This is a genomic window from Rhodanobacter glycinis, from assembly GCF_006438785.1.
Classification (GTDB): Bacteria; Pseudomonadota; Gammaproteobacteria; order Xanthomonadales; family Rhodanobacteraceae; genus Rhodanobacter; species Rhodanobacter glycinis_A.
Genome location: NZ_RCZB01000001.1, coordinates 1,013,852 through 1,036,404, shown reverse-complemented (window position 1 = coordinate 1,036,404; position 22,553 = coordinate 1,013,852). Strand labels below are relative to the sequence as shown.

Here is a 22,553-nt window from a genome sequence, read left to right as displayed (position 1 = left end):
TGTCACGTCGCTCAGCAAGCTGCGTGAGCCGCGTAATTTAGGCATCTGCCGGCGGCTTGTCAACACTTTTCACATCCATTCACTGCGACGTGGCATTCTCCGCGGCGCAAACATCACAAGGACATTGAGTGACCAGAAAAACTCCCCCCCATTCCGATAATCCCCATGCCGACAGCCCGCAGGGCCCGCGCTCGCCGAAGGGCCCCGCCAAGCGGGCGCCGCGCGCCGCTTCCACGCCAGACAAGCGCACCAAGGCTGCCGCAGGCGCCGTGCGTGATCCGCATGCCGATCGCGAGGCGCAGCGTTATGCGCGCCCGATCCCCAGCCGCGAAGCGATCCTCGCCCTGCTCGAACAACGCGCTGAACTGCTGACCGAGGCACGTATTGCCGAGGCGTTGGAGATTCATGACGAAGCCGACCTCGACGCGTTGCGCAAGCGACTCGGTGCGATGGTGCGCGATGGCCAGCTGCTGCTGGGCCGGCGCGGCGGCTACGCACCCACCCAGAAGCTGGACCTGATCGCCGGTCGCGTGCTGGCCAATGCCGAGGGTTACGGCTTCCTGCGCCCGGACGAAGGTGGCGAAGACCTGTATCTCTCGCCGCAGCAGATGCGCGCCGTCATGCATGGCGATCGCGTGCTCGCCAGCGTTGTCGGCATCGACCGCCGCGGTCGCAAGCAGGGCGCGATCGCCGAAGTGCTGGAGCGTCGCTCGCCGCGGCTGGTCGGCAGGGTCGTGGTCGAAAATGGCGTCACCCTGGTGACACCGGATGATCGGCGCCTGAGCCAGGACGTGATGATCAAGCCGGGCCAGGAGCAGGGCGCGCGTTCGGGCCAGATCGTGGTGGTCGAGATCACCGCACCACCGACCATGCAGCGCGGGCCGATGGGCGAGATCCGCGCGGTGCTGGGCGAACGGCTGCAACCTTCGCTGGTGGTGGAGATGGCCATTGCCAGCCACGACCTGCCGCACGAATGGCCGCCTGAAGTGCTGCGCGATGCGGCGCAGGTGGAATCGGTGGTGACCGCCGCCGAGCGCGAAGGTCGTACTGATATCCGCCAGCTGCCGCTGGTGACGATCGACGGCGCAGACGCGCGCGACTTCGATGACGCGGTGTACGCCGAACCGAAACGCGGTGGTGGCTGGCGACTGATTGTGGCGATTGCCGACGTGTCGCATTACGTGCAGGTCGGCAATGCGCTGGATCGCGAGGCCTACGAGCGCAGCACCTCGACCTACTTCCCCGGCTTCGTGGTGCCGATGTTGCCGGAGACGCTGTCCAACGGCATCTGCTCGCTGATGCCGAAGGTCGAGCGGATGTGCATGGTCTGCGACATGCTGATCGATGCCGAAGGCAACGTGACCAAGTCGAAGTTCTATGACGCGGTGATGCTGTCGCATGCGCGGCTCACCTACGACAAGGTATGGGAAGCGGTGGGCCTGAATGACGCTGACGCCCGGCACGAAGTGGCCGACGTGCTGCCGCAACTTGAAAACCTGCACGCGCTGTACAAGGCAATGGCGCAACAGCGCAAGCGTCGCGGCGCGATCGACTTCGAGACGCCGGAAGTGAAGTTCCGCCTCGACCAGACCGGCAGCGTCGAGTCGATGGGTGCGACCGAGCGCAATGATGCGCACAAGCTGATCGAGGAATGCATGATCGCCGCCAACGTGCAGGCGGCGCTGTTCCTTGAGAAAAAGAAGATCCCCGCGCTGTTCCGCGCACATGAGCCGCCGCCGGCCGAGAAGTACGAGGATCTGCAGCAGTTCCTGCGTGAGTTCAAGCTGCGCATGCCGCCGGTGGAAGATGTCACGCCGGGCGATTTCTCCGAGATTCTTCGCATGGTCAAGGATCGTCCCGAACGCGAATTGATCCAGAACGTGCTGCTGCGCTCGCAGAGCATGGCTGCGTACCAGCAGGACAATCGCGGCCACTTTGGCCTCTCGCTGCAGGCCTACGCACACTTCACCTCGCCGATCCGGCGCTATCCGGACTTGCTGGTGCATCGTGCAATCCGTTTTGCACTGACCGGCGGCAAGCCGACCGACTACAGCTACACCCCTGCCGAAATGGCCGCCATGGCGATCCATTGCTCGCAGCGCGAGCGCCGTGCCGAGGAAGCCGAGCGCGATGTCGATGAGCGCTTCAAGTGTGCGTGGATGGAAAAGCACATCGGCAGCGAGTTCGAAGGCGTGGTCACCGGTGTCACCTCGTTCGGTCTGTTCGTGGAGCTGGACGAATCGAAAGTGTCCGGCCTGGTGCACATCAGTCAGCTTGCCAACGACTATTACCACTTCGACGCGACCCGCAAGCTGCTCAAGGGCGAACGCACTGGCGCGCAATTTCGCCTCGGCGACCACGTACGCATCCAGGTGCTGCGCGCCAGCCTGGAGGATCGCAAGATCGATTTCCGCCTGGTCTCGCCACGCACGCCGGTAACGCCGCCCACCGGCACCGCCAAGGCCTACGACTATGCCGCCAGTGGCGAGCGCTATTCGTTGCCGAAGAAGGCTGCCGCCACGGCCAAGACGACGAGCATGTTCGGCCGTGCGGCCAAGGCAATCGGGCGTGCGTTTGGCCGCAAGGAAACCGCAGTCGCCGCACCGGATACAACCTCGCGCAAGGCCGCAACGCACGATACTCCGCTGCCGCGCGCGCACGCCTCCACCCGTCAACCTGCCGGCGAGCAGCGCCCGGGACGTGCGCCTGCCACCGGAAAGGCGGCCCAGTCGACTGATCGCCGTCCGCGCAAGGACGATGCCGGCGGCGGCAACAGGCCCGCCAGGCGCGGGACAGCACCAGCAGCCGCTGCGGGTGCACCGAAGAAGAACAGCCGGCGTCGATCGAAACCGAAACCGAAAGGCCAGTCATGAGCGAAAGTTGGATCGTCGGGATCAACCCGGTCGAAGGTGCATTGAGCAACGATGCCGAACGTGTGCGTGAGGTGCTGGTCGAGAATGGCCAGCGCAACGCACGTGTGCTGGATCTGGCCGAACGCGCGAAAAAGCTGAATATCCCGGTGCAGCATCGTCCGCGCGACGAGCTGGACAAGCTTGCCGGCGAAGCGCGTCACCAGGGCGTGGTGGCACGTTACGAAGCGGCCCCGGCCGCACATGAAAACGACCTGGCCGGCCTGCTCGAACGCGACGGCAGCGACACGCTGATCCTGGTACTCGACGGCGTCACCGACCCGCACAACCTCGGCGCCTGCCTGCGCAGTGCAGCGGCGGCCAAGGCCACCGCGGTGATCGTGCCGAAGGATCGCGCGGTCGGGCTGACCCCCGTGGTGCGCCGCGCCTCCGCCGGCGGTGCCGACCGGGTGCCGCTGATCGCGGTGACCAATCTCGCACGCACGCTGCGCGAACTGAAGGATGCCGGTGTGTGGATCACCGGCCTGGCCGGCGATACCGGGACCTCGGTCTACGGCCTCGACTTCAAGGGGCCGGTGGCCATCGTGCTGGGCAGCGAAGGCGAGGGCATCCGCCGGCTCACCCGTGAGCTCTGCGATTTCGTGGCGAAGATCCCGATGCCGGGCACGATGGAGAGCCTCAATGTCTCGGTTGCAACCGGCGTGGTGCTGTTCGAGGCCTTGCGTCAGCGGAGTGCGAAACGATGAACCTGTTCTGGTATGACTGGGCTGGATACTTCGGCGTGGCGCTGGTGCTGCTGGCGTTCTTCCTGTTGCAGGAACGCAAGTTGCAGGGCAACGGCCTGACCTACCAGCTGATGAACATTCTCGGTGCCGTCGGGGTGATGCTGTCGCTGGGCTTCGGCAGCTTCAATCTGGCTGCCTTCATCATGCAGGTGGCGTGGTTGCTGATCGGCAGCTACGGCATGGTGCGTGGAGTGAAGCGCCGCCGCGAAATTCGCGATCTGCCCTGACGGCAGCTCGCGCTGGCGTGGGGACGACCCCACGCGTCTTTCACCGCGGGGACGGCCCTGCCACACAGAGGAGCGTCGACATGGCGTGGATCTATCTGCTGCTGGCCGGCCTGTTCGAAGTGGTCTGGGCGATCGGCCTGAAGTACACCGACGGTTTTACCCGGCTATGGCCCACGCTCGGCACGCTGGTGGCGATGGCGGTGAGCATCGTGTTGCTGGCGATGGCGGTGAAGACGTTGCCGATCGGCACTGCCTATGCGATCTGGACCGGTATCGGTGCGGTCGGTGCGGTGGCGCTCGGCATCGCATTGTTCGGCGATCCGGCAACGCTGCCACGACTGGCGTATGTCGCGCTGATCGTGGTCGGGATCATCGGGCTCAAGCTCACCGCGACCTAGCGATCCTTGTGCGGGAGCCCGCAGGCGGGCTCCCGCGAGAGCTCACTCGGGCTTGTCGCCCAACCGGCTCATGTCAGGGCTGGAAGTAAGGTCGCGCTTGCTGCGCTGTTTGTTCAGCTGTTCGCCGGTGACCTGGAACCACACGTTTTCGGCGATGTTGGTGGCGTGATCGCCGATCCGCTCGATGTTCTTGGCCATGAACAGCAGATGCGTGCACGGCGTGATGTTGCGCGGATCTTCCATCATGTAGGTGAGCAGCTGACGGAAGTAGCCGGTATAGGCCTCGTCCAGCACCACGTCGTCCTTCCATACCTGGTAGGCGCGCTCGGCATCGCGGTCGCGATAGGCAAGCAGGACTTCGCGCACCCCGGTTGCAGCCAGCTCGGCGAGGTACCCCAGGCCGCCGACCGGCCCGACCGGCGCCACCATCGACAGCGGGATCGATCGCTTGGCTACGTTGGCGGCGTAATCGCCGATGCGCTCGATGTCGGCGGCGATGCGCAGCGCGGCGAATACGTTGCGCAGGTCGCCAGCCATCGGTGCGCGCAGCGCCAGCAGACGCACCACGTCATGACTGATCTCCTGTTCGAGCTGGTCGATCGCATCGTCGTTGCCGACCACGCGCTGCGCGGCGCGCTCGTCGCGCCGGTCGAGTACGTCGATCGCCGCTTCCAGCTGGGTCACCGACAGTTCGCCCATGCGCACGATTTCGCCGGTGAGGCGAGCCAGCTCGCTGTCGTAGCTTTTGATGATGTGGTCTTTGTCGGTACCGCTCATGTCGTGATTCTCGCGCTTGAGATGGGAGTATGTGGCCGCGTGGCAGTTCTCTCCCGGCAGGAGAGGAAGCCGCTCAGCCAAATCGACCAGTGATGTAGTCCTCGGTCTGCTTCTTGTCCGGCTTGGTGAAGATCTTTTCCGTGTTGCCGAATTCGATCAGCTCGCCGATGTACATGAAAGCGGTGTAATCGGACACGCGCGCGGCCTGCTGCATGTTGTGGGTGACGATCACGATGGTGAACTCGCTCTTCAGCTCTTCCACCAGCTGCTCGATGCGGCTGGTGGCGATTGGATCGAGCGCGGAAGTGGGCTCGTCCAGCAGCAGCACCTCGGGCTTCAAGGCGATCGCACGGGCGATGCACAGGCGTTGCTGCTGGCCGCCGGACAGGCCGAGCGCGTTCTGCTTGAGCTTGTCCTTCACCTCGTCCCACAACGCCGAACTGCGCAGCGCCTGCTCGACGCGGGATTCCATGTCCGACTTCGACAGCTTTTCGTGATGGCGGATGCCGTAGGCGACATTCTCGAAGATCGTCATCGGGAACGGCACCGGCTTCTGGAACACCATGCCGACCTTGCTGCGCAGGCGGTTCATCGAATAGCCCGGGTCGAGGATGTTCTCGCCGTCCAGCTCGATCGAACCCTTGGCCTCCAGCTTCGGATAGATCGCGTAGATGCGGTTGAAGATCCGCAGCAGGGTCGACTTGCCGCAACCGGAGGGACCGATGATTGCGGTGACCTGCTTCTCCGGTATGTCCATGCTGACGCCTTTCAGCGCATGGAAGCCGTTGTAATAGAAGTGCACGTCGCGCACCTTGATCTTGGTGCGCCCATCGACGCTGGCCAACGGGGCCGCGACGGCGGCGGCGAGGTCATTCATAGCTCACCTTCTTGCGCGAAAACAGCAGACGTGTCAGCAGGCTGAGTGCCAGCACGAACAGGGTAATCAACAATGCACCGGCCCAGGCAATGGAGTGCATGGCTGGGCTCGGATCGTTGGTGTACTGGTAGATGGCCACCGGCAGACTGGCCATCTTGTCCAGCGGATGCACCGTCATGAAGTTGTTGCCAAAGGCGGTGAACAGCAGCGGCGCGGTTTCGCCAGCCAGCCGCGCCAGCGCCAGCAGCACGCCGGTGAGGATTCCCGAACTGGCGGCGCGGATCAGCACCTGCACGGTCAGTTTCCACTGTGGCACGCCCAGCGACAGCGCCGCTTCGCGCAATGTGCCAGGTACCAGTTGCAGCATCTCGTCGGTAGTGCGCACGATCACCGGCAGACCGATCAGCGCCAGTGCCACTGCTCCGGCGAAGCCGGAGAACGAAATGTTGCCATGGGTCAGGTTTGACATCGGCAGCACGATGATCACGTACACGAACAGGCCCATCACGATTGACGGCGCCGACAGCAGGATGTCATTGAGAAAGCGTATCGAAGCACCCAGCTTGGAGCGGTTGGCATACTCGGCCAGATAGGTGCCTGCCAGCACGCCGATCGGTGCGCAGATCAGCAAGGCCATCATATCCATCAGCAGGCTGCCGACGATCGCATTGGCGAGGCCGCCCTGATCGGCATAAGCGGTGATCTTCGTGAACAAGCGCGGATGAATCGCGCTCAGACCGTTGCTGATCGTCACCCACAGGATCCATACCAGGAAGATCAACCCGAGCACGGTGGCGAAGCCGCCAAAGAGCAGGGCGATCACGTTGACGAGACGGCGGCGGAGGTAGATGCCGGCATTCGACATTACTTGCCCTCCCGCTTGGCCAGCTGATGCAGCATCAGCCGGGCGATCAGCAGCACGACGAAGGTCACCACGAATAGCAGGAAGCCCAGCGCGATCAGCGCTGACCGGTGCACTCCTACCGCTTCGTTGAATTCATTGGCGATGCTCGAGGAGATCGACGTCCCGGGCATCAGCAGGGACGCGGTGATGTTGTACGAGTTGCCCAGCACGAAGGTGACCGCCATGGTCTCGCCGAGCGCGCGGCCCAGGCCCAGAAAGATGCCGCCGATGACCGCCGAGCGTGTATAGGGCAGCACGATGTCCCACAACACCTCCCAGGTCGTCGAGCCAAGCGCATAGGAGGATTCCTTCAGGCGTGTGGGAACGGTCTGGAACACTTCACGCATCACCGAGGAGATGAACGGCAGGATCATCACGGCCAGCACGATGCCGGCGGTCAGCAGGCCCAGTCCCAGCGGCGGGCCCTGGAACAGCTTGCCGATCAGCGGCAGATTGCCCAGCGTGTCACTGAGGGCTGGCTCGATGTTCGCCATGAACGGCACGAACACGAACAGGCCCCACATGCCGTAGATGATTGAAGGGATGCCGGCCAGCAGTTCGATCGCTGCACTCACCGGCCCGCGCATCCAGGTCGGTGCGATCTCGGTGAGGAAGATCGCGACGCCGAAGCTGATCGGCACGGCGATCACCAGCGCGATCAGCGAGGTGACCAGGGTACCGAAGATCGGCGCGAGCGCGCCGTAGTCGTCCTCGACTGGATTCCACGAATCACTGGTCAGGAAATGCAGGCCATGTCCGAACAGCACTTCGCGCCCACCCCACAGGGTCGACAGCGCCGCACCGAGCAGTGTGGCCAGTACCAACAGGGCGCAGAACTTCAATACCCGGTGGAAAATGCGGTCATGCCGGGCGTCGGCACGCGCGCGCCGGTCGATGTCTCGGGCAAGCGGTACGGCGCTGGTCACTTGCATGCGGGCACGTTATCCATGGCAGGGTGGTTCAACAGAAAACTGCGCGCAACCCGGGTTGCGCGCAGTGATTTCATGCCATCGGTTGCAGTGAGGCAACTTCGGCCAGTTACAGCTTGTACTCGGTCTTCCAGTAGTTCTCGATCTGCTCAACCAGGCTGGGCGGCAGCGGCACGTAGTCGAGCGAGCGGGCCTGATCCTGGCCATGCTCGTAAGCCCACTTGAAGAAATCGAAGGTCACCTTCGCATTGGTGAGGTTCTTCGGCTGCTTGTACATGATCACCCACGAGGTGGCGGTGATCGGCCACGCCTTGGCGCCAGGAGCGTTGGTCATGACCAGGTTGAAGTTCTTCGAGTTCTTCCAATCCGCAGTGTCGGCAGCGGCCTGGAAGTTCGCGATGGTCGGCTCGACCACGTTGCCGGCGGCGTTCTTCATGAGCGCATAGCCGATGTGGTTCTGCAGCGCGAATGCGTATTCCACGTAGCCGATCGAGTTCTTGATCTGCTTGACGTAGGCGGATACGCCTTCGTTGCCCTTGCCACCCACGCCGACCGGCCACTGCACGGCGGTGCCTTCACCAACCTTGGTTTTCCACTCGGGACTGACCTTGGCCAGATAGTCGCTGAAGTTGAAGGTGGTGCCGGAACCATCCGAGCGATGCACCACCGTGATGGTGGCGGCCGGCAGCGTGAGAGAGGGGTTCAATTTGGCGATGGCGGGATCGTTCCACTTGGTGACCTTGCCCAGGTAGATGTCGGCCAGTGTGGTGCCATCTAGAACCATCTTGCCAGGCGCGATGCCCTCGACGTTGAAGGCCGGCACGATACCGCCGATCACGTCGGGAAACTGGCCCAGGCCGAACTTGCTCAGGGTGGCCTCGTCCAGTGGCATGTCGGAAGCGCCGAAGTCGACCGTGCCTGCCTTGATCTGGGCGATGCCGCCGCCTGAGCCGATCGACTGGTAGTTGACATGGTTGCCGGTCTTCTCGGCGTAGGCAGCCGACCACTTGGAGACAACCGGATAGACAAAGCTGGAACCGGCGCCGGTGATATCTGTGGCCTGTGCGGCCACGCCGAAGGTCGAGGCCACGGCGATTGCGACGATGGCGGCGAATCGGGTGGACCGAATGAGGTATTTGCGTGAGGTCAGCACGGTAGCTCCTTGGAGGGATGGTCGGATGAGACCCCGCCATTTCAGGCCCTTTGTGTTGCCATTGGATGTTATGAATGTTTCAGACAGATGACAGTGAGCGACGGACTGTCACAAGTTGCCGCGAAAGCCGTTCCGTCATGAGCCCGAAAGCAGCGCCCGGCGGCGGTTTCAGGCGGCATCCAGCCCAGGCAGCACCTGTTCGAGCAGTTCGAACTGGCGCCAGCGATTGACCACATTGCAGAACAGTTCGGCAGTACGTTCGGCGTCGTACACTGCCGAATGGGCCTCGCGACTGTCGAACGACAGACCCGCGGCGAGCACGGCCTTGCTCAGGACGGTCTGGCCATAGGCGAGTCCACCCAGGCTGACCGTGTCGAAGCAGCTGAAGGGATGAAACGGATTGCGCTTGTGTCCGCAGCGGCGCACCGCCTGATTGAGAAAACCCAGATCGAACGCAGCGTTGTGACCAACCAGGATGGCCCGCTGGCAGCCGGCCTCGCGCACCGCCTCGCGCACCACATGAAAGATATGGTCCAGCGCCAGCCGTTCGGCCAGCGCGCCACGCAGCGGGTTGGTCGGGTCGATGCCGGTGATCTCCAGCGAACGCGGATCGAGGTTCGCACCGGGGAATGGCTCCACATGGGTCGATACGGTCGGCCGCAGGCACAGGAAACCATCCGCGCCGATTGCCAGCGGTATCGCGGCGATTTCCAGCAGAGCGTCATGTACGGCATCGAAGCCGCCGGTTTCCACGTCGACCACCACCGGCAGGAAGCCACGGAATCGTTCGGCCATGCGTGGCGCGGTGCTGTTGCTCAGTATTTCCATCGGCAAAGCATATCAGCCGTCCCGCGTGACATGAGATGCGCTGTCGATCGGAAAGCAATCTCCAACGTGTCGATACGTTGTCTTGAATGTGTCATCAAAGATGCATCCAACCGTAAAATTCACTCGCCACACTTGTTAACTAATCGCTAGCCGGCTATCGGATCGAGGGGGCGGTTGAGATGTTTCCCACCAACTTGCGGAGAATGACATGCGTTCCAAACTGATTGCTGTGGCAATTGCTGCCGGCCTTGGCCTTACCAGTTTCACGGTCGCCGCGGCGCCGGCGAAACAAAAGACGACAACGACACAGGCCACCAGCAACGCTGAAATCGAGCTGTTGAAGGCGCAGCTGGCCGCGTTGCAGGCCAAGGTGGATTCGCTGGAACAGCGCACCGACGCGCAGTCCGACATCAACGTCAGCAATGGTCAGGCAGTTGAGAAGGCCACCACGGTAACGGCTGCCTCCGACACCAAGATTGCCGCGCTGGAGAAGGCAATCAACAATACGTCCCTGTCGGGCAAGATGTACTTCGATTTCACCAACATCAGCCAGAAGAACAGCGACTCCGGCAAGACCGACGCCTCGGGCACCGGCCTCGACGTCAAGCGCTTCTACCTGAGCGTTGACCATAAGTTCAACGATATCTGGTCGGCCAACCTGACCACCGACTTCAACTACGTCAGCAGCGACGGTGAGACCAATCTGTTCGTCAAGAAGGCCTACGTGCAGGGCAAGTTCGACCAGGCAGCGGTATTCCGCGTCGGTTCGGCCGACATGCCCTGGATTCCCTTCGTCGAAAACGTCTACGGCTTCCGTTATGTCGAAAATACGCTTACGGACCGTCTGCATTACGGCAACTCGGCCGACTGGGGCCTGCATCTGGGTGGCGACATCGGTGCGAGCAAGTCGCTCAATTACGCTGTGTCTGTCGTCAATGGCAACGGTTACAAGAACCCGGGTCGCAGCAAGGGCGTGGACGTGGAAGGTCGCGTCGGCTTCGTACCGTTCGAGGGCATGATTGTGGCGGTGGGCGGTTACAGTGGCCATCTGGGCAAGGAAACTCAGAACATCAGCGCGCAGAACACCGCGCAGCGTGGTGATCTGATGGTGGCCTATGCGAGCAAGGCGTTCCGTCTCGGTGCGGAATATTTCACCGCCAAGAACTGGAACAACGTGCTTAGCCCGCTCGCTGACAAGGCCGACGGTTACTCATTTTGGGGCAGCGTGCCGGTGGCGGACACGGTCAGTCTGTTTGCACGCTATGACTCAGCCAAGTTGAGCAAGGATCTGGATCGCAATGCGAAAGACACCTATTACAACGCTGGCGTCCAGTTTGACATCACCAAGGGTTTCCAGTTGGCGGTTGTATACAAGCATGAGAAGGGCGACAAGTCGGTGAACTCCCCGATCCCGCCCCATGTCCAGAACGTGAAGACCGACGAAATCGGCGTTTTCGGCCAGGTAGCGTTCTAAGACTGTCACATGCCTGGGACACACTTCAGTCAGTTGGAGACGGGCTACTGAAGAAGGTTATCGCAAGGGAGTTCCACCCATGGACGGAAAACGGCGGGCATAATGCCCGCCGTTTGCTTTTTCAGCCAGCCGAAAAAACGGCCGTCAGCGATTGTCCAGCGTCGCCCCGGTCAGCAGGCCACGCGCCAGCATGCTGCACTGGCGCCGGTACAGCAGCAGTTGCCACTGGCGTCCGCCGACCTGCCGCCACAGCACCGCCGAACGCACGGCGGCGAGCAGGTTGGCACGCACCTTTTCCACCACCGCAGGCAACTGCAGCTGTTGTGGGTTGCCGCTGACCATCACGCGCGGCTTGAGGATCGACAGTGTGGATGCGTAGACCTCGGCCAATCGGCTGCTGACCTGGCTGGAGCCCTGCCCGAAATGCTCGACCTGTCGTTGCGCAGCGATGATGCCCTGCTGCAGTTTATCGAGCAGGTCCGGTCGCCCCGACAGGCTGCGTTCCAGCCGCATCACTGTGACCACCATGCGCGTCACCGACATGTCGCGGTCGCTTTCATCCAGTTGGGCGATCAGGCTGCGCAGGCCGATCCGCACGTTGGAGACATTGCCGTACACGCCGACCACCGAGGGTGCGTCGATACGGAACACGCTGGCCACGCTGGCCTCCATTGCGCCTTCGTCACAACGCCCCTCGTTGGCCAGCTGCTGCGCCAGTGCACAGGCCTGGAACAGGCCGGCGAGGGCGAGCACGCGTTCTTCATTCATGGAAAAAGTTTCAAACACGAGTTTGCGATTCTCTTGCGGTGGACGTGGGGGAGAGAGTGGGCGTCGGCAGCAGGCCGCCGTAAGGCGCATCGGTGGCGGCCATCACCGCGCCGCCGAGGCAGGCTTCGCCAGCGTAGAGAACCACCGACTGTCCCGGGGTGACGGCGCGCTGTGGCTCATCGAAGCGTACCTCAAGACCGTCGTCGACCACTCTGACGACGCAGGCCTGGTCGGACTGCCGATAGCGGGTGCGGGCGGTACAGCGAAAATGTTCCGCCGGCGCTGCGCCGGCAACCCAGCTCGGCGCTTCCGTTTGCAGCCGCTGCGAATACAGCCAGTGGTTTTCGCCACCTTGGGCGACATACAGCACGTTCGCCGCCACATCCTTGCCGACCACATACCAGGCCTCGCCACTGGCGCCGTGGCGACCGCCGATGCCCAGCCCGTTGCGCTGGCCGAGGGTGTAGTACATCGCGCCCTGGTGTTCGCCGATCAGTTCGCCGTCGGGTGTGCGCATCTCGCCGGGGCGGGCCGGGATGTACTGGGAGAGGAAGCCGCGAAAATCACGCTCGCCGATGAAGCAGATGCCGGTGGAGTCCTTCTTGGCATGGGTTGGAAGCGCCGCCTCGCGCGCAAGTTCGCGCACGTGTGATTTCTCCATCCCACCCAGCGGAAACAGTGTGGCAGCCAATTGCCGCTGACCCAGTGCATGCAAGAAATAGGTTTGGTCCTTGGCCGCATCCACCGCGCGCAGCAGGCGGTAGCGGTCTTCGTGGAAGTCGACGCGGGCGTAGTGGCCGGTGGCGATCTTGTCGGCGCCCAGTGCATGGGCCTCGTCCAGGAAGGTCTTGAACTTGATCTCGCGATTGCACAGCACGTCAGGGTTCGGCGTGCGCCCGGCGCGGTACTCGGCCAGGAAGTGCTCGAACACGCCGTCCCAGTATTCGGCGGCAAAGTTGCGCGCGTGAAACGGGATGCCTAGCCGGCCGCATACCGCCACGGCGTCCTTGCGGTCGGCATCGGTGGTGCATGGGCCGGAGCGGCCATCCTCTTCCCAATTCTGCATGAACAGGCCTTCCACCTGGTGGCCAGCCTGTTGCAGCAGCAGCGCCGCGACCGAGGAATCGACACCGCCGGAAATACCCAGCATCACCTTCACGTCGTGACACCTTCGGGCAGGTAGCTGAGCGTATCCAGCGGCAGCCGCTGGCCGGCCAGCCAGGCGTCGATGCTCAGCAGCACCATCGGGCTGCGCAGGCGCTCGCCGAGGCTGGCGATCTCGGCACGGGACATCCATAGCGCGCGCCGGATGTCGGTATCCAGCGGACGATCCGGGTCATGGCTGATCGTGCGGGCGGCAAAGCTGAAGCGCACCACCGCGTCGCCGTGCTCGGTGCTGCGCCACTGGTGCACTCCGATCAGGTGCTGCAGCTGCACCGTCCAGCCGGTTTCCTCCAGGGTTTCGCGCAGCGCGGCAGCGACCAGGCTTTCGCCATCGTCCAGGTGGCCTGCCGGCTGGTTGTAGGCAAGCCGCCCATTCACTTCTTCCTCCACCATCAGATAGCGGTCGCCATCGGCCACCACGCAGGCGACGGTGACGTGAGGGCGCCAGATCTCGACAGTGCTGCTGGAATCGGTCATGGGGGAGGCGGGGACTGGAAAAAGGGACATTGTGCCATCACCTCTGCTGACGCACCGCCGCGGCAGAGCTGCATCCATCGCGGCGTATACTTCGTATCAGAGATCTCACCCCAAGAAATCATGGCCCACGAACCAGAACATGAGCACGACAGCGGCCGCGGCCTGGCGCTGGAAACCGCCAAACCGGAGGTGGCGCGACCCCCGTTATTCCAGGTGCTGCTGCTGAACGACGACTTCACCCCGATGGATTTCGTGGTGGAGGTATTGCGCAACTTCTTCAGCCTGGACCAGGAGCAGGCGGTGCAGGTGATGTTGCACGTACACACCCGCGGACGGGGCGTGTGCGGCGTTTTCACGAGGGAGGTGGCGGAAACCAAGGTTACCCACGTCAACGAATATTCACGTTCCCATCAGCACCCATTGTTGTGCACTATGGAAAAGCTCTGAGCGCCCCCATTTTGTGCTCATCGCGGCGCTGAAGGCCGCTCAACTTTTCAAGCGGAGACGATCCGAATGTTCAGCAAGGATCTGGAAGTCACCATCGGCCATTGCTACAAGCAGGCCCGCGAACAACGCCACGAGTTCATGACGGTGGAGCACCTGCTGCTGGCGCTGACCGAGAACCAGTCGGCCCTGGGTGCCTTGCGCGCCTGCGGCGCGGATCTGCCGCGGCTGTCGGCCGAACTGGCGCGCATCATCAACGAAACCGTGCCGGTCTTGCCGCAGGGCGACGAACGCGACACGCAACCCACGCTGGGCTTCCAGCGGGTGCTGCAGCGCGCCGTGTACCACGTGCAATCCTCGGGTCGAAAGGAGGTCACCGGCGCGAACGTACTGGTGGCGATCTTCGGCGAGAAGGATTCGCATGCGGTGTATTTCATGCACCAGCAGGAAATCACCCGGCTCGACGTGGTCAATTACATCTCGCACGGCATCGCCAAGATCGGCGACGAGCCGGCCGCTGGCGTGTCCGGCGGCGAGCGTGAGGGCGAGGAGGGCGGCGAACCGAAAGGCAACCCGCTGCACGAGTTCGCCAGCAATCTCAACGAGCTCGCGCTGGAAGGCAAGATCGACCCGCTGATCGGCCGCGCCGACGAGATCGAACGCACGATCCAGGTGCTGTGCCGCCGCCGCAAGAACAACCCTCTCTACGTGGGCGAGGCCGGCGTGGGCAAGACCGCGCTGGCCGAAGGTCTGGCCAAGCGTATCGTCGATGGCGAAGTACCGGAGGTGCTGGAAAGCGCCACGATCTGGTCGCTGGACCTCGGCGCCCTGGTGGCCGGCACCAAGTACCGCGGCGACTTCGAGAAGCGCCTGAAGGGCGTCATCGCGCAGCTGAAGAAGCAGCCGGGTGCGATCCTGTTCATCGACGAGATCCATACCATCATCGGCGCCGGCTCGGCGTCGGGCGGCACCATGGACGCGTCGAACCTGATCAAGCCGATGCTCGCATCGGGCGAGTTGCGCTGCATCGGCTCGACCACATTCCAGGAATACCGCGGCGTGTTCGAGAAGGATCGCGCGCTGGCTCGCCGGTTCCAGAAGATCGACGTGGTCGAGCCCACCGTGGCCGACAGCATCGAGATTCTGAAGGGCCTGCGCTCGCGCTTCGAGGAACACCACCACGTTGCCTATACCAACGAGGCGTTGAAGGCGGCGGTGGATCTGTCGGTCAAGCACATTCCCGACCGGCTGCTGCCGGACAAGGCGATCGACGTGATCGACGAGGCGGGCGCGCGGCAGCGGCTGCTGCCGGAAGATCAGCGTACCGGCACCGTCGACGTGACCGAGGTCGAATACATCGTCGCCAAGATGGCTCGCATTCCGGCCAAGCAGGTCTCCGCGTCGGATCGCGACGTGCTGCGCAACCTTGAACGCAACCTCAAGATGGTCGTGTTCGGCCAGGATCAGGCGATCGAGGCGCTGGCCGCATCGATCAAGATGGCCCGCTCAGGCCTGGCTGATCCGTCCAAGCCGATCGGCTGCTTCCTGCTCGCGGGTCCGACGGGAGTTGGCAAGACCGAGGTGACCAAGCAGCTGGCGATGCAGCTGGGCATCGAGATGATCCGCTTCGACATGTCCGAGTACATGGAAGGGCATTCGGTGTCGCGGCTGGTCGGTGCACCTCCGGGCTATGTCGGTTTCGACCAGGGTGGCCTGTTGACCGAGGCGGTGACCAAGCATCCGCATGCGGTTCTGCTGCTGGACGAGATCGAGAAGGCGCACCCGGACGTGTTCAATATCCTGCTGCAGGTGATGGATCGCGGCGTGCTGACCGACACCAACGGTCGCGAGGCGAACTTCAAGAACGTGGTGGTGGTGATGACCACCAATGCGGGTGCGGCGATCGCTGCGAGGCGCAGCATGGGCTTCGTCGAGCAGAAGCACGAGTCGGACGCGATGGAAGTGATCCGCCGCATCTTCACGCCGGAATTCCGCAACCGGCTGGATGCGGTCATCCAGTTCGGCGCGCTCGACTTCGAGCACATTCTGCGCGTGGTCGACAAGTTCCTGATCGAACTGGAAAGCCAGCTGACCGAGAAGCGCGTGAGCCTGGACGTGGACGCCGATGCTCGCCGTTGGCTGGCCGAGCATGGATTCGATCCGCAGATGGGTGCCCGGCCGATGGCGCGGGTAATCCAGGAGAAGGTGAAGCGTGCGCTGGCTGACGAACTGCTGTTCGGCAAGCTGGCCGAGGGCGGCGTGGTTCGCCTGAGCGTGCAGGGCGGCGAGCTGAAGGTGGATTGCGAGGCCGCTGAGAAGCTGCCGGCCGTGGTCGAGTAGGTTCTTCAATCGCCAAACGCGAGGCAAAGCAAAGGCGGCGCAATGCGCCGCCTTTGCTTTTCTGACACCATCATCCCGCTACCTGTTCGCTGCGCGCAGGCGCGTCAGCCGCCGGCCAACCGCATTACTTCATGCGGTAGGTAATGCGTCCCTTGCTCAGGTCGTACGGGGTCATTTCGATCTTGACCTTGTCGCCTGTGAGGATGCGGATGTAGTGCTTGCGCATGCGGCCGGAGATGTGGGCGATGATGACGTGCCCGTTCTCCAGTTGCACACGAAACATGGTGTTGGGCAGGGTCTCCTGGACCGTGCCTTCCATTTCGATGACGTCGTCTTTGGCCATGTGTTCCGGGGTTCACGCACGGCCGTCATGGCCGCGTAAGCCGGCGAGTATGCCATGGATAGGCGTTTGGTTAAAGAATCATCAAGGATGATCAGGCGAAATGTTCATCCAGCTTGCGCCGGATTTCCTGCTCGACCATGCCTTTCAACGGCGCCAGCATCATGCCCAGCTCGGCCTTGACCTGGATGGCGTCGCTGCCGACAGCGATCGTGCCGCTCACGCCCGGGCGTGAAAACTGCAGGGTGTCGCCCTGCCATTGCCCATCCATGCCGAACTTTTCACGCATCCGCGCGGCCACCTTGTCGACCACCACACGGGCCTCCGCGATCGAGAGCTGATGCGGGCGGCGAATATCGATTTTCGGCATGGCGGGCTCCGGGTAAAAACGGTGCATCTTAATCCCAGCGATGTACTGGAGCGTGACGGACCGCATGCTAGAGTTTCGCGGCCCTCGACTGGTTCACACATGCGTATCGAATTTCCCAATGCGGCCCGCGAGGATTTCCATTGGGCACAGACGCAACTGCGTATCGGCAGCGCGCCCGACAACGACCTTGTGCTGGCTGCCAGCCAGGCGGCACCCCAGCACTTGCGAATCCAGCAGGATCGCCGTGGCTGGGTGTTGCAGGTGGTGCCGTCGGCCGATCGCATCTACGTCAATGCGCGACCCGTGCGCGAACGTGCCTTGCTGCGCGCGGGTGACGTGGTCAGCGTCGGCGATTGCCGCATGCTGCTGCGCGACGATCGCGATCCAACCGCTCGCCCGCCCCTGATCGTGCCGGAGCAGGGGCGCTGCACGGTGGCCTTGCGTGCCGTGGCCGGCCCGCTCTCCGGCCGCGTATTGCCGCTGCAGGACAGTCTCGAGCTCGGTCCGCAAGGGGGCTACCCGCTGGAGTTGCCGCAGGGCGACGTTGCCACGTTGCGCATTTTCTGGGACGACGGCCAGTTGCTGCTGCAGGCCGCCCAGACATCCGAGCGCCATCCCTTGCGGGTCAATGGTGCCGTCGTGTCGAGGTTGGCGTTGCAACCTGGCGATCAGATTGGCCTGGCCATGCATCGTTTCGTGGTCGAGGCGCCGGGGATGGAGCCGGAACCGGAGATCGTCATGCCCGCACCATTGCCGACGCATTTGCCGGAAGAGGTGGCTGGCCCGTCGGGCGAAGTGTGGTGGTTGATCGTCACTGCTGCCGTGCTGGCGCTGGGCATCGCACTGGTGCTGCTGATCCGTTTCTGACGTCACGCAGCCGATCGCCCGACGGGCAGTTGACCGTCATATGCTGCGCCGCGCCATAATGCGTGAACCACCTCGACGGGATGCACGCGCACGTGAGCAGAGTCTGGAATTTCAGCGCCGGTCCGGCGGCGTTGCCGCAAGCGGTACTCGAACGTGCCCAGCACGAGATGCTGGACTGGAACGGCAGCGGCGCCTCGGTGATGGAACAATCCCACCGCGGCAAACGCTTCATCGAGATGGCTGCGCGTACCGAGGCCGACCTGCGCAGCCTGTTGACGGTTTCGGCCGATTACGCGGTGCTGTTCCTGCAGGGCGGCGCCACCCAGCAGTTCGCGCAGATCCCGATGAACCTGGCCGGTGACGGCGACAGCGCCGACTACATCGTCAGCGGACACTGGAGCGCAAAGGCGGTCGCTGAAGCTGCGCCGTACGTGCAGGTCAACACGGCCGCCAGCAGCCAGAAGGACGACTTCCTGAAACTGCCCCCCCGCGACGGCTGGCAACTGGACCCGCGCGCCGCCTACGTGCACTACACGCCCAACGAGACGATCCACGGCGTGGAATTCCACGACATCCCCGACGTCGGCACGGTGCCGCTGGTGGCGGACATGTCCTCGAACATCCTGTCCGAGCCACTGGATGTGTCGCGTTTCGGCCTGATCTATGTCGGCGCGCAGAAGAACATCGGTCCGTCCGGGCTGGTAGTGATGATCATTCGCCGCGACCTGTTGCAACGCGCGGGCCGGCCGATGGCGAAGATCTTCCGCTATGCCGAACAGGCTGCGAACGATTCCATGCTCAACACGCCGAATACCTGGGGCTGGTATGTGGCCGGTCTGACCTTCCAGTGGTTGCATGCGCAAGGTGGGCTCACGGTGATGGCAGAGCGCAATCGCGCCAAGGCCGCGCTGCTTTATCAGGCCATTGATGGCTCGGACGGGTACTACAGCAACCCCATCGAACTGTCCGCCCGCTCGCGCATGAATGTCCGTTTCACCCTGCACGACAGCGCGCTGGATGCCGCCTTCCTCGCGGAATCGGAAGCCGCCGGCCTGATGGCGCTGAAGGGCCACAAGGCGCTGGGTGGCATGCGCGCATCGCTGTATAACGCGGTACCGCTGGAAGCAGTGCAGGCTTTGACGGCATTCATGCAGGACTTCGCGCGACGGCATGGCTGATTGGCCACACACGGCACTATCAGGCAAGATGCAAGCTATTCATTTGGACTTCTATCCATCCAGGCGGCTAAAGCATGACTGATACCAAGACACCGCTGAGCGAGATGCGCGAGCGCATCGACAGCATCGACCGGCAGATTCAGCAGCTGATTTCCGAGCGTGCGAATCATGCGCAGACGGTAGCGAAGGTGAAGGGAGCAGGGCTTTCGGCCATCGACTATTACCGTCCCGAGCGCGAAGCGCATGTGCTGCGCATGGTGGTGGACCGCAACGACGGCCCGCTGTCCGACACCGAGATGGTGCGGCTGTTCCGCGAGATCATGTCGTCCTGCCTGGCGCAGGAAGACCCGCTGAAGATCGGTTTCCTCGGCCCGGAGGGCACCTTCAGCGAGCAGGCAGTGCGCAAGCATTTCGGCCATGCCGCCTACGGCCTGCCGCTGGGCAGCATCGAGGAGGTTTTTCAGGAGGTCGCCGCCGGGCACGCCGACTTCGGCGTGGTGCCGGTGGAGAACTCGGGGCAGGGCATGATCCAGGTCACGCTGGACATGTTCCTCACCTCCGATGCCACCATCTGCGGCGAAGTGGAGCTGCGCGTACACCAATGCCTGCATTCGCAGGCCGGCAAGCTGGAAGACATCAAGCGCGTCTACGCGCATGCGCAATCATTGCAGCAGTGCAAGACCTGGTTGCGCATCAATCTGCCGGGCGTGGAATGCATTGCAGTCGGCAGCAACGCCGAGGCGGCGCGGCTGGCCCGGCATGCCGATGACGCGGCGGCGATCGCCGGCGAAACTGCGGGGAAAATCTACGGCCTCAAGATCGTGGCACAGGGCATCGAGGATCGTGCCGACAACACCACCCGCTTCCTGGTCATCGGTCGTTCGCTGTTCCCACCGTCCGGCAACGACCGGACGTCGCTGCTGATCACGGTGAATGACAAGCCCGGCGCGCTATATGACGTACTCAGTCCATTCGCCAAGCATGGCATCAGCCTGAACCGGATCGAGTCGCGGCCGGCGCATACCGGCAAGTGGCAGTACGCATTCTTCATCGACGTCTCCGGCCATATCGATGGCGACGCGTTGCAGGCGGCTGTGCATGACATCGGTGAATCGGCGGCGACGATACGCGTGCTGGGTTCCTACCCGGTGGCACTGCCCTGAGCCGCATGGAGACATCGGATTGAATCGCCTCGACTGGAGCAGCCGACCGGGCCAGCCCCTGCACGGCAGCGTGCGCGTGCCCGGCGACAAGTCGGTATCGCACCGCGCGTTGATGCTGGCGGCCATCGCCGAAGGGGATTCGCGCATACGCGGCTTCCTTGAAGGTGAGGACACCCGCGCCACCGCCGCCGTACTCGCGCAACTGGGCGTGCACATCGAAACACCATCTGCCGGCGAGCGCGTGGTGCATGGCGTCGGCCTGCATGGATTGCGCGGCTCGTCGCAGCCGCTCGATTGCGGCAACGCCGGCACCGGCATGCGCCTGCTGACGGGTTTGCTGGCCGGACAGGCTTTCGACAGCAAGCTGATCGGTGACGCCTCGCTGTCGAAGCGGCCGATGCGGCGGGTCACCGATCCGCTGGCCTCGATGGGTGCGCGCATCGACACGCACGACGGCCTGCCACCGCTGCAGGTGCGCGGTCGCCAGCCACTGCATGGCATTCGCTACGAATTACCGGTAGCCAGTGCGCAAGTGAAGTCCGCGCTGTTGCTGGCAGGCCTGTATGCCGCCGGCGAGACAGAAATCATCGAGCCGCACCCGACGCGCGACTACACCGAGCGCATGCTGGCCGCATTCGGCTGGCCGATCACGTTCGAGCCGGGCCGCGCGAAACTGGAAGGCGGCCATTCGCTGCGCGCTACCGATGTGGACGTGCCGGCCGACTTCTCCTCGGCGGCATTCTTTCTGGTCGCCGCCAGTATCGTGCCCGGTTCCGAATTGAAGTTACCCGCGGTCGGCCTCAACCCGCGCCGCACGGGGCTGCTGCAGGCACTGCGCCTGATGGGTGCGGACATCACGATCGAAAACCCGCGCGAAAGCGGCGGCGAACCGGTCGGCGACCTGGTCGTGCGTTATGCGCCACTGCATGGCATCGAATTGCCCGAGTCGCTGGTGCCCGACATGATCGACGAGTTTCCCGCGTTGTTCATCGCCGCGGCCGTGGCCAGCGGCAGCACCCTCATTCGCGGTGCGGCCGAGCTGCGGGTGAAGGAGTCTGATCGGATCGCCACGATGGCCGTCGGCCTGCGCACGCTCGGCGCGGCGATCGAGGAAACGCCGGACGGCGCGCTCATCCACGGCGGCAAGCTCGGCACCGGCAGCGTGGAAAGCCATCTCGACCATCGCATCGCGATGAGCTTTGCAGTCGCCGGGCTGGTTGCTGCTGGCCCCGTGCGGATCAACGATTGCAGTCATGTCGCCACGTCCTTCCCCGGCTTCCTCGAGCTGGTCAACGGTTGTGGCTTCGCCTTGCGTACCGTTGCTTGAACACCGCCACCTGGTGGTGTTGCGGTAGGCTTGTCGCCTGGTAAAAGGAACCCCATGTCCAACGCTGTGCCGCCTTTCATCGTCGCCATTCCCGCCCGCTATGGCTCCACCCGCCTGCCAGCCAAGCCGCTGCGCGACATCGACGGCGTACCGATGGTGGTGCGGGTGGCGCAGCGTGCGCTGCAGGCCGGAGCCAGCCAGGTCGTGGTGGCGGTGGACGACCAGCGCATAGCCGACGCTCTGGTCGGGCAAGGGGTGGAGATATGCATGACCCGCAGCGACCATGCCTCGGGCAGCGACCGGCTGGCCGAATGTGCCACCCGCTACGGTTGGGCCGACGACACCATCGTGGTGAACCTGCAGGGCGACGAACCGTTCGCACCGGCGGCCGGCATTCGTGCGGTGGCGCAGGCGCTGGCCGGTGACGATGCACCGATGGCGACACTGGCCACCCCGATCATCGACGCCGAGGAACTGTTCGACCCGAACGTGGTGAAACTGGTACGCACGGCCAACGGCCGCGCGCTGTATTTCAGCCGCGCGCCGCTGCCGTGGGCGCGTGACGCATTCGCCGCCGACCGGCACACCCTGCCATCGGGCTCGCCATTCCTGCGACACATCGGCATCTATGCATACCGGGCCGGCTTTCTGGATCGCTACAGTCGCCTGCCGCGCACGCCGCTGGAGCAGACTGAATCGCTGGAGCAGCTGCGCGTGCTGGAACATGGCTACGCGATTGCGGTGCGGCTGACCCCGGAACCGTTCCCGCCGGGCATTGATACCGAAGCTGACCTCGAACGCGCCGAACTATGGTTGCGCACGCAGCATTGAGCCACCACTTCTGACGGCAACGCGCCGGCGCGTCCGGCCACCTCCCACCCGTTAGAATGCCC

23 protein-coding genes are annotated in these 22,553 nt (G+C 63.7%); 12 read left to right on the top strand and 11 right to left on the bottom strand.

The window, feature by feature from the left end; translation table 11 throughout:
- Nucleotides 1–128: 128 nt before the first annotated feature.
- The 4 genes from rnr to sugE all read left to right on the top strand — a co-directional run bounded on the left by rnr (nt 129) and on the right by sugE (nt 4,280).
- Complete coding sequence (gene rnr / locus EAH75_RS05085; RefSeq protein WP_428993490.1) at nt 129–2,873, top strand: ribonuclease R; 2,745 nt, start codon at nt 129–131, stop codon at nt 2,871–2,873.
- The gene (rlmB, locus tag EAH75_RS05080; RefSeq protein WP_140804654.1) at nt 2,870–3,616 is read left to right on the top strand and encodes a 23S rRNA (guanosine(2251)-2'-O)-methyltransferase RlmB; all 747 of its coding nucleotides are present in this window, start codon (nt 2,870–2,872) and stop codon (nt 3,614–3,616) included. Before rnr ends, rlmB begins: the two co-directional genes overlap by 4 nt.
- Nucleotides 3,613–3,882, top strand: coding sequence for a CBU_0592 family membrane protein (locus EAH75_RS05075; protein WP_140651247.1), 270 nt, complete (start codon nt 3,613–3,615; stop codon nt 3,880–3,882). The genes rlmB and EAH75_RS05075 overlap by 4 nt, the downstream gene beginning before the upstream one ends.
- An 80-nt stretch (nt 3,883–3,962) precedes the next feature.
- Nucleotides 3,963–4,280 (top strand): quaternary ammonium compound efflux SMR transporter SugE, encoded by a 318-nt coding sequence (gene sugE, locus EAH75_RS05070; RefSeq protein WP_140651250.1) that lies wholly within the window; start codon nt 3,963–3,965, stop codon nt 4,278–4,280.
- A 42-nt stretch (nt 4,281–4,322) separates the two neighbouring features.
- On the opposite strand, the gene phoU is transcribed toward sugE, so the two are convergent.
- The 6 genes from phoU to rnt form a co-directional block, all read right to left on the bottom strand.
- On the bottom strand, nt 4,323–5,057 hold the full coding sequence (gene phoU / locus EAH75_RS05065; RefSeq protein ID WP_140651252.1) for a phosphate signaling complex protein PhoU: 735 nt from the start codon (nt 5,055–5,057) through the stop codon (nt 4,323–4,325).
- Nucleotides 5,058–5,130: 73 nt separating this feature from the next.
- Nucleotides 5,131–5,934, bottom strand: a complete 804-nt coding sequence (gene pstB / locus EAH75_RS05060) for a phosphate ABC transporter ATP-binding protein PstB (protein WP_140651255.1) — start codon at nt 5,932–5,934, stop codon at nt 5,131–5,133.
- Nucleotides 5,927–6,799: a phosphate ABC transporter permease PstA gene (gene pstA, locus EAH75_RS05055; RefSeq protein ID WP_140804652.1), complete on the bottom strand. Its 873-nt coding sequence runs from the start codon at nt 6,797–6,799 to the stop codon at nt 5,927–5,929. The genes pstB and pstA overlap by 8 nt, the downstream gene beginning before the upstream one ends.
- Nucleotides 6,799–7,770 (bottom strand): phosphate ABC transporter permease subunit PstC, encoded by a 972-nt coding sequence (gene pstC / locus EAH75_RS05050; RefSeq protein ID WP_140804650.1) that lies wholly within the window; start codon nt 7,768–7,770, stop codon nt 6,799–6,801. Before pstC ends, pstA begins: the two co-directional genes overlap by 1 nt.
- A gap of 106 nt (nt 7,771–7,876) precedes the next feature.
- Nucleotides 7,877–8,917: a phosphate ABC transporter substrate-binding protein PstS gene (pstS, locus tag EAH75_RS05045; protein ID WP_428993501.1), complete on the bottom strand. Its 1,041-nt coding sequence runs from the start codon at nt 8,915–8,917 to the stop codon at nt 7,877–7,879.
- 171 nt (nt 8,918–9,088) lie between these two features.
- Nucleotides 9,089–9,748, bottom strand: coding sequence for a ribonuclease T (gene rnt, locus EAH75_RS05040; RefSeq protein WP_140804648.1), 660 nt, complete (start codon nt 9,746–9,748; stop codon nt 9,089–9,091).
- 208 nt (nt 9,749–9,956) lie between these two features.
- Between rnt and EAH75_RS05035 the strand changes: the two genes are divergently transcribed.
- Complete coding sequence (locus tag EAH75_RS05035) at nt 9,957–11,222, top strand: porin (RefSeq protein WP_140651265.1); 1,266 nt, start codon at nt 9,957–9,959, stop codon at nt 11,220–11,222.
- A 144-nt stretch (nt 11,223–11,366) separates the two neighbouring features.
- On the opposite strand, the gene hflD is transcribed toward EAH75_RS05035, so the two are convergent.
- Genes hflD through EAH75_RS05020 form a run of 3 tightly spaced genes read right to left on the bottom strand, consistent with a single transcriptional unit; the run spans nt 11,367 to nt 13,631 of the window.
- Entirely contained in the window at nt 11,367–11,990 is a 624-nt protein-coding gene (hflD, locus tag EAH75_RS05030; RefSeq protein WP_140651268.1) for a high frequency lysogenization protein HflD, read from the bottom strand.
- Nucleotides 11,991–12,000: 10 nt separating this feature from the next.
- Entirely contained in the window at nt 12,001–13,149 is a 1,149-nt protein-coding gene (mnmA, locus tag EAH75_RS05025) for a tRNA 2-thiouridine(34) synthase MnmA (RefSeq protein ID WP_140804646.1), read from the bottom strand.
- A complete protein-coding gene (locus EAH75_RS05020; RefSeq protein WP_140651272.1) occupies nt 13,146–13,631 on the bottom strand; it encodes an NUDIX hydrolase in 486 nt (161 codons plus the stop codon). The genes mnmA and EAH75_RS05020 overlap by 4 nt, the downstream gene beginning before the upstream one ends.
- Before the next feature lie 120 nt (nt 13,632–13,751).
- Between EAH75_RS05020 and clpS the strand changes: the two genes are divergently transcribed.
- Both clpS and clpA read left to right on the top strand, forming a co-directional pair.
- Nucleotides 13,752–14,078: an ATP-dependent Clp protease adapter ClpS gene (gene clpS, locus EAH75_RS05015; protein ID WP_140651275.1), complete on the top strand. Its 327-nt coding sequence runs from the start codon at nt 13,752–13,754 to the stop codon at nt 14,076–14,078.
- Nucleotides 14,079–14,144: 66 nt separating this feature from the next.
- Nucleotides 14,145–16,415 carry an ATP-dependent Clp protease ATP-binding subunit ClpA gene (gene clpA, locus EAH75_RS05010; RefSeq protein WP_140651278.1) on the top strand — a complete coding sequence of 757 codons (2,271 nt, stop codon included), beginning with the start codon at nt 14,145–14,147 and terminating at the stop codon, nt 16,413–16,415.
- A gap of 124 nt (nt 16,416–16,539) precedes the next feature.
- Here the strand turns inward: clpA and infA are convergent, their stop codons facing one another.
- Together infA and EAH75_RS05000 are read right to left on the bottom strand one after the other, a co-directional pair.
- Nucleotides 16,540–16,758, bottom strand: coding sequence for a translation initiation factor IF-1 (gene infA / locus EAH75_RS05005; RefSeq protein ID WP_007508585.1), 219 nt, complete (start codon nt 16,756–16,758; stop codon nt 16,540–16,542).
- A 91-nt stretch (nt 16,759–16,849) separates the two neighbouring features.
- Nucleotides 16,850–17,125: a polyhydroxyalkanoic acid system family protein gene (locus EAH75_RS05000; protein ID WP_140651387.1), complete on the bottom strand. Its 276-nt coding sequence runs from the start codon at nt 17,123–17,125 to the stop codon at nt 16,850–16,852.
- 99 nt (nt 17,126–17,224) lie between these two features.
- Between EAH75_RS05000 and EAH75_RS04995 the strand changes: the two genes are divergently transcribed.
- From EAH75_RS04995 to kdsB, 5 genes are all read left to right on the top strand, one after another.
- Nucleotides 17,225–17,992, top strand: a complete 768-nt coding sequence (locus EAH75_RS04995) for an FHA domain-containing protein (protein WP_140651280.1) — start codon at nt 17,225–17,227, stop codon at nt 17,990–17,992.
- Nucleotides 17,993–18,084: 92 nt separating this feature from the next.
- A complete protein-coding gene (gene serC, locus EAH75_RS04990) occupies nt 18,085–19,170 on the top strand; it encodes a 3-phosphoserine/phosphohydroxythreonine transaminase (RefSeq protein WP_140804644.1) in 1,086 nt (361 codons plus the stop codon).
- A 74-nt stretch (nt 19,171–19,244) separates the two neighbouring features.
- Nucleotides 19,245–20,333 carry a prephenate dehydratase gene (gene pheA, locus EAH75_RS04985; protein ID WP_140804641.1) on the top strand — a complete coding sequence of 363 codons (1,089 nt, stop codon included), beginning with the start codon at nt 19,245–19,247 and terminating at the stop codon, nt 20,331–20,333.
- 19 nt (nt 20,334–20,352) lie between these two features.
- Nucleotides 20,353–21,660, top strand: coding sequence for a 3-phosphoshikimate 1-carboxyvinyltransferase (gene aroA / locus EAH75_RS04980; RefSeq protein WP_241668892.1), 1,308 nt, complete (start codon nt 20,353–20,355; stop codon nt 21,658–21,660).
- A gap of 54 nt (nt 21,661–21,714) precedes the next feature.
- Nucleotides 21,715–22,491 carry a 3-deoxy-manno-octulosonate cytidylyltransferase gene (gene kdsB, locus EAH75_RS04975; RefSeq protein ID WP_140804637.1) on the top strand — a complete coding sequence of 259 codons (777 nt, stop codon included), beginning with the start codon at nt 21,715–21,717 and terminating at the stop codon, nt 22,489–22,491.
- Nucleotides 22,492–22,553: the final 62 nt, after the last annotated feature.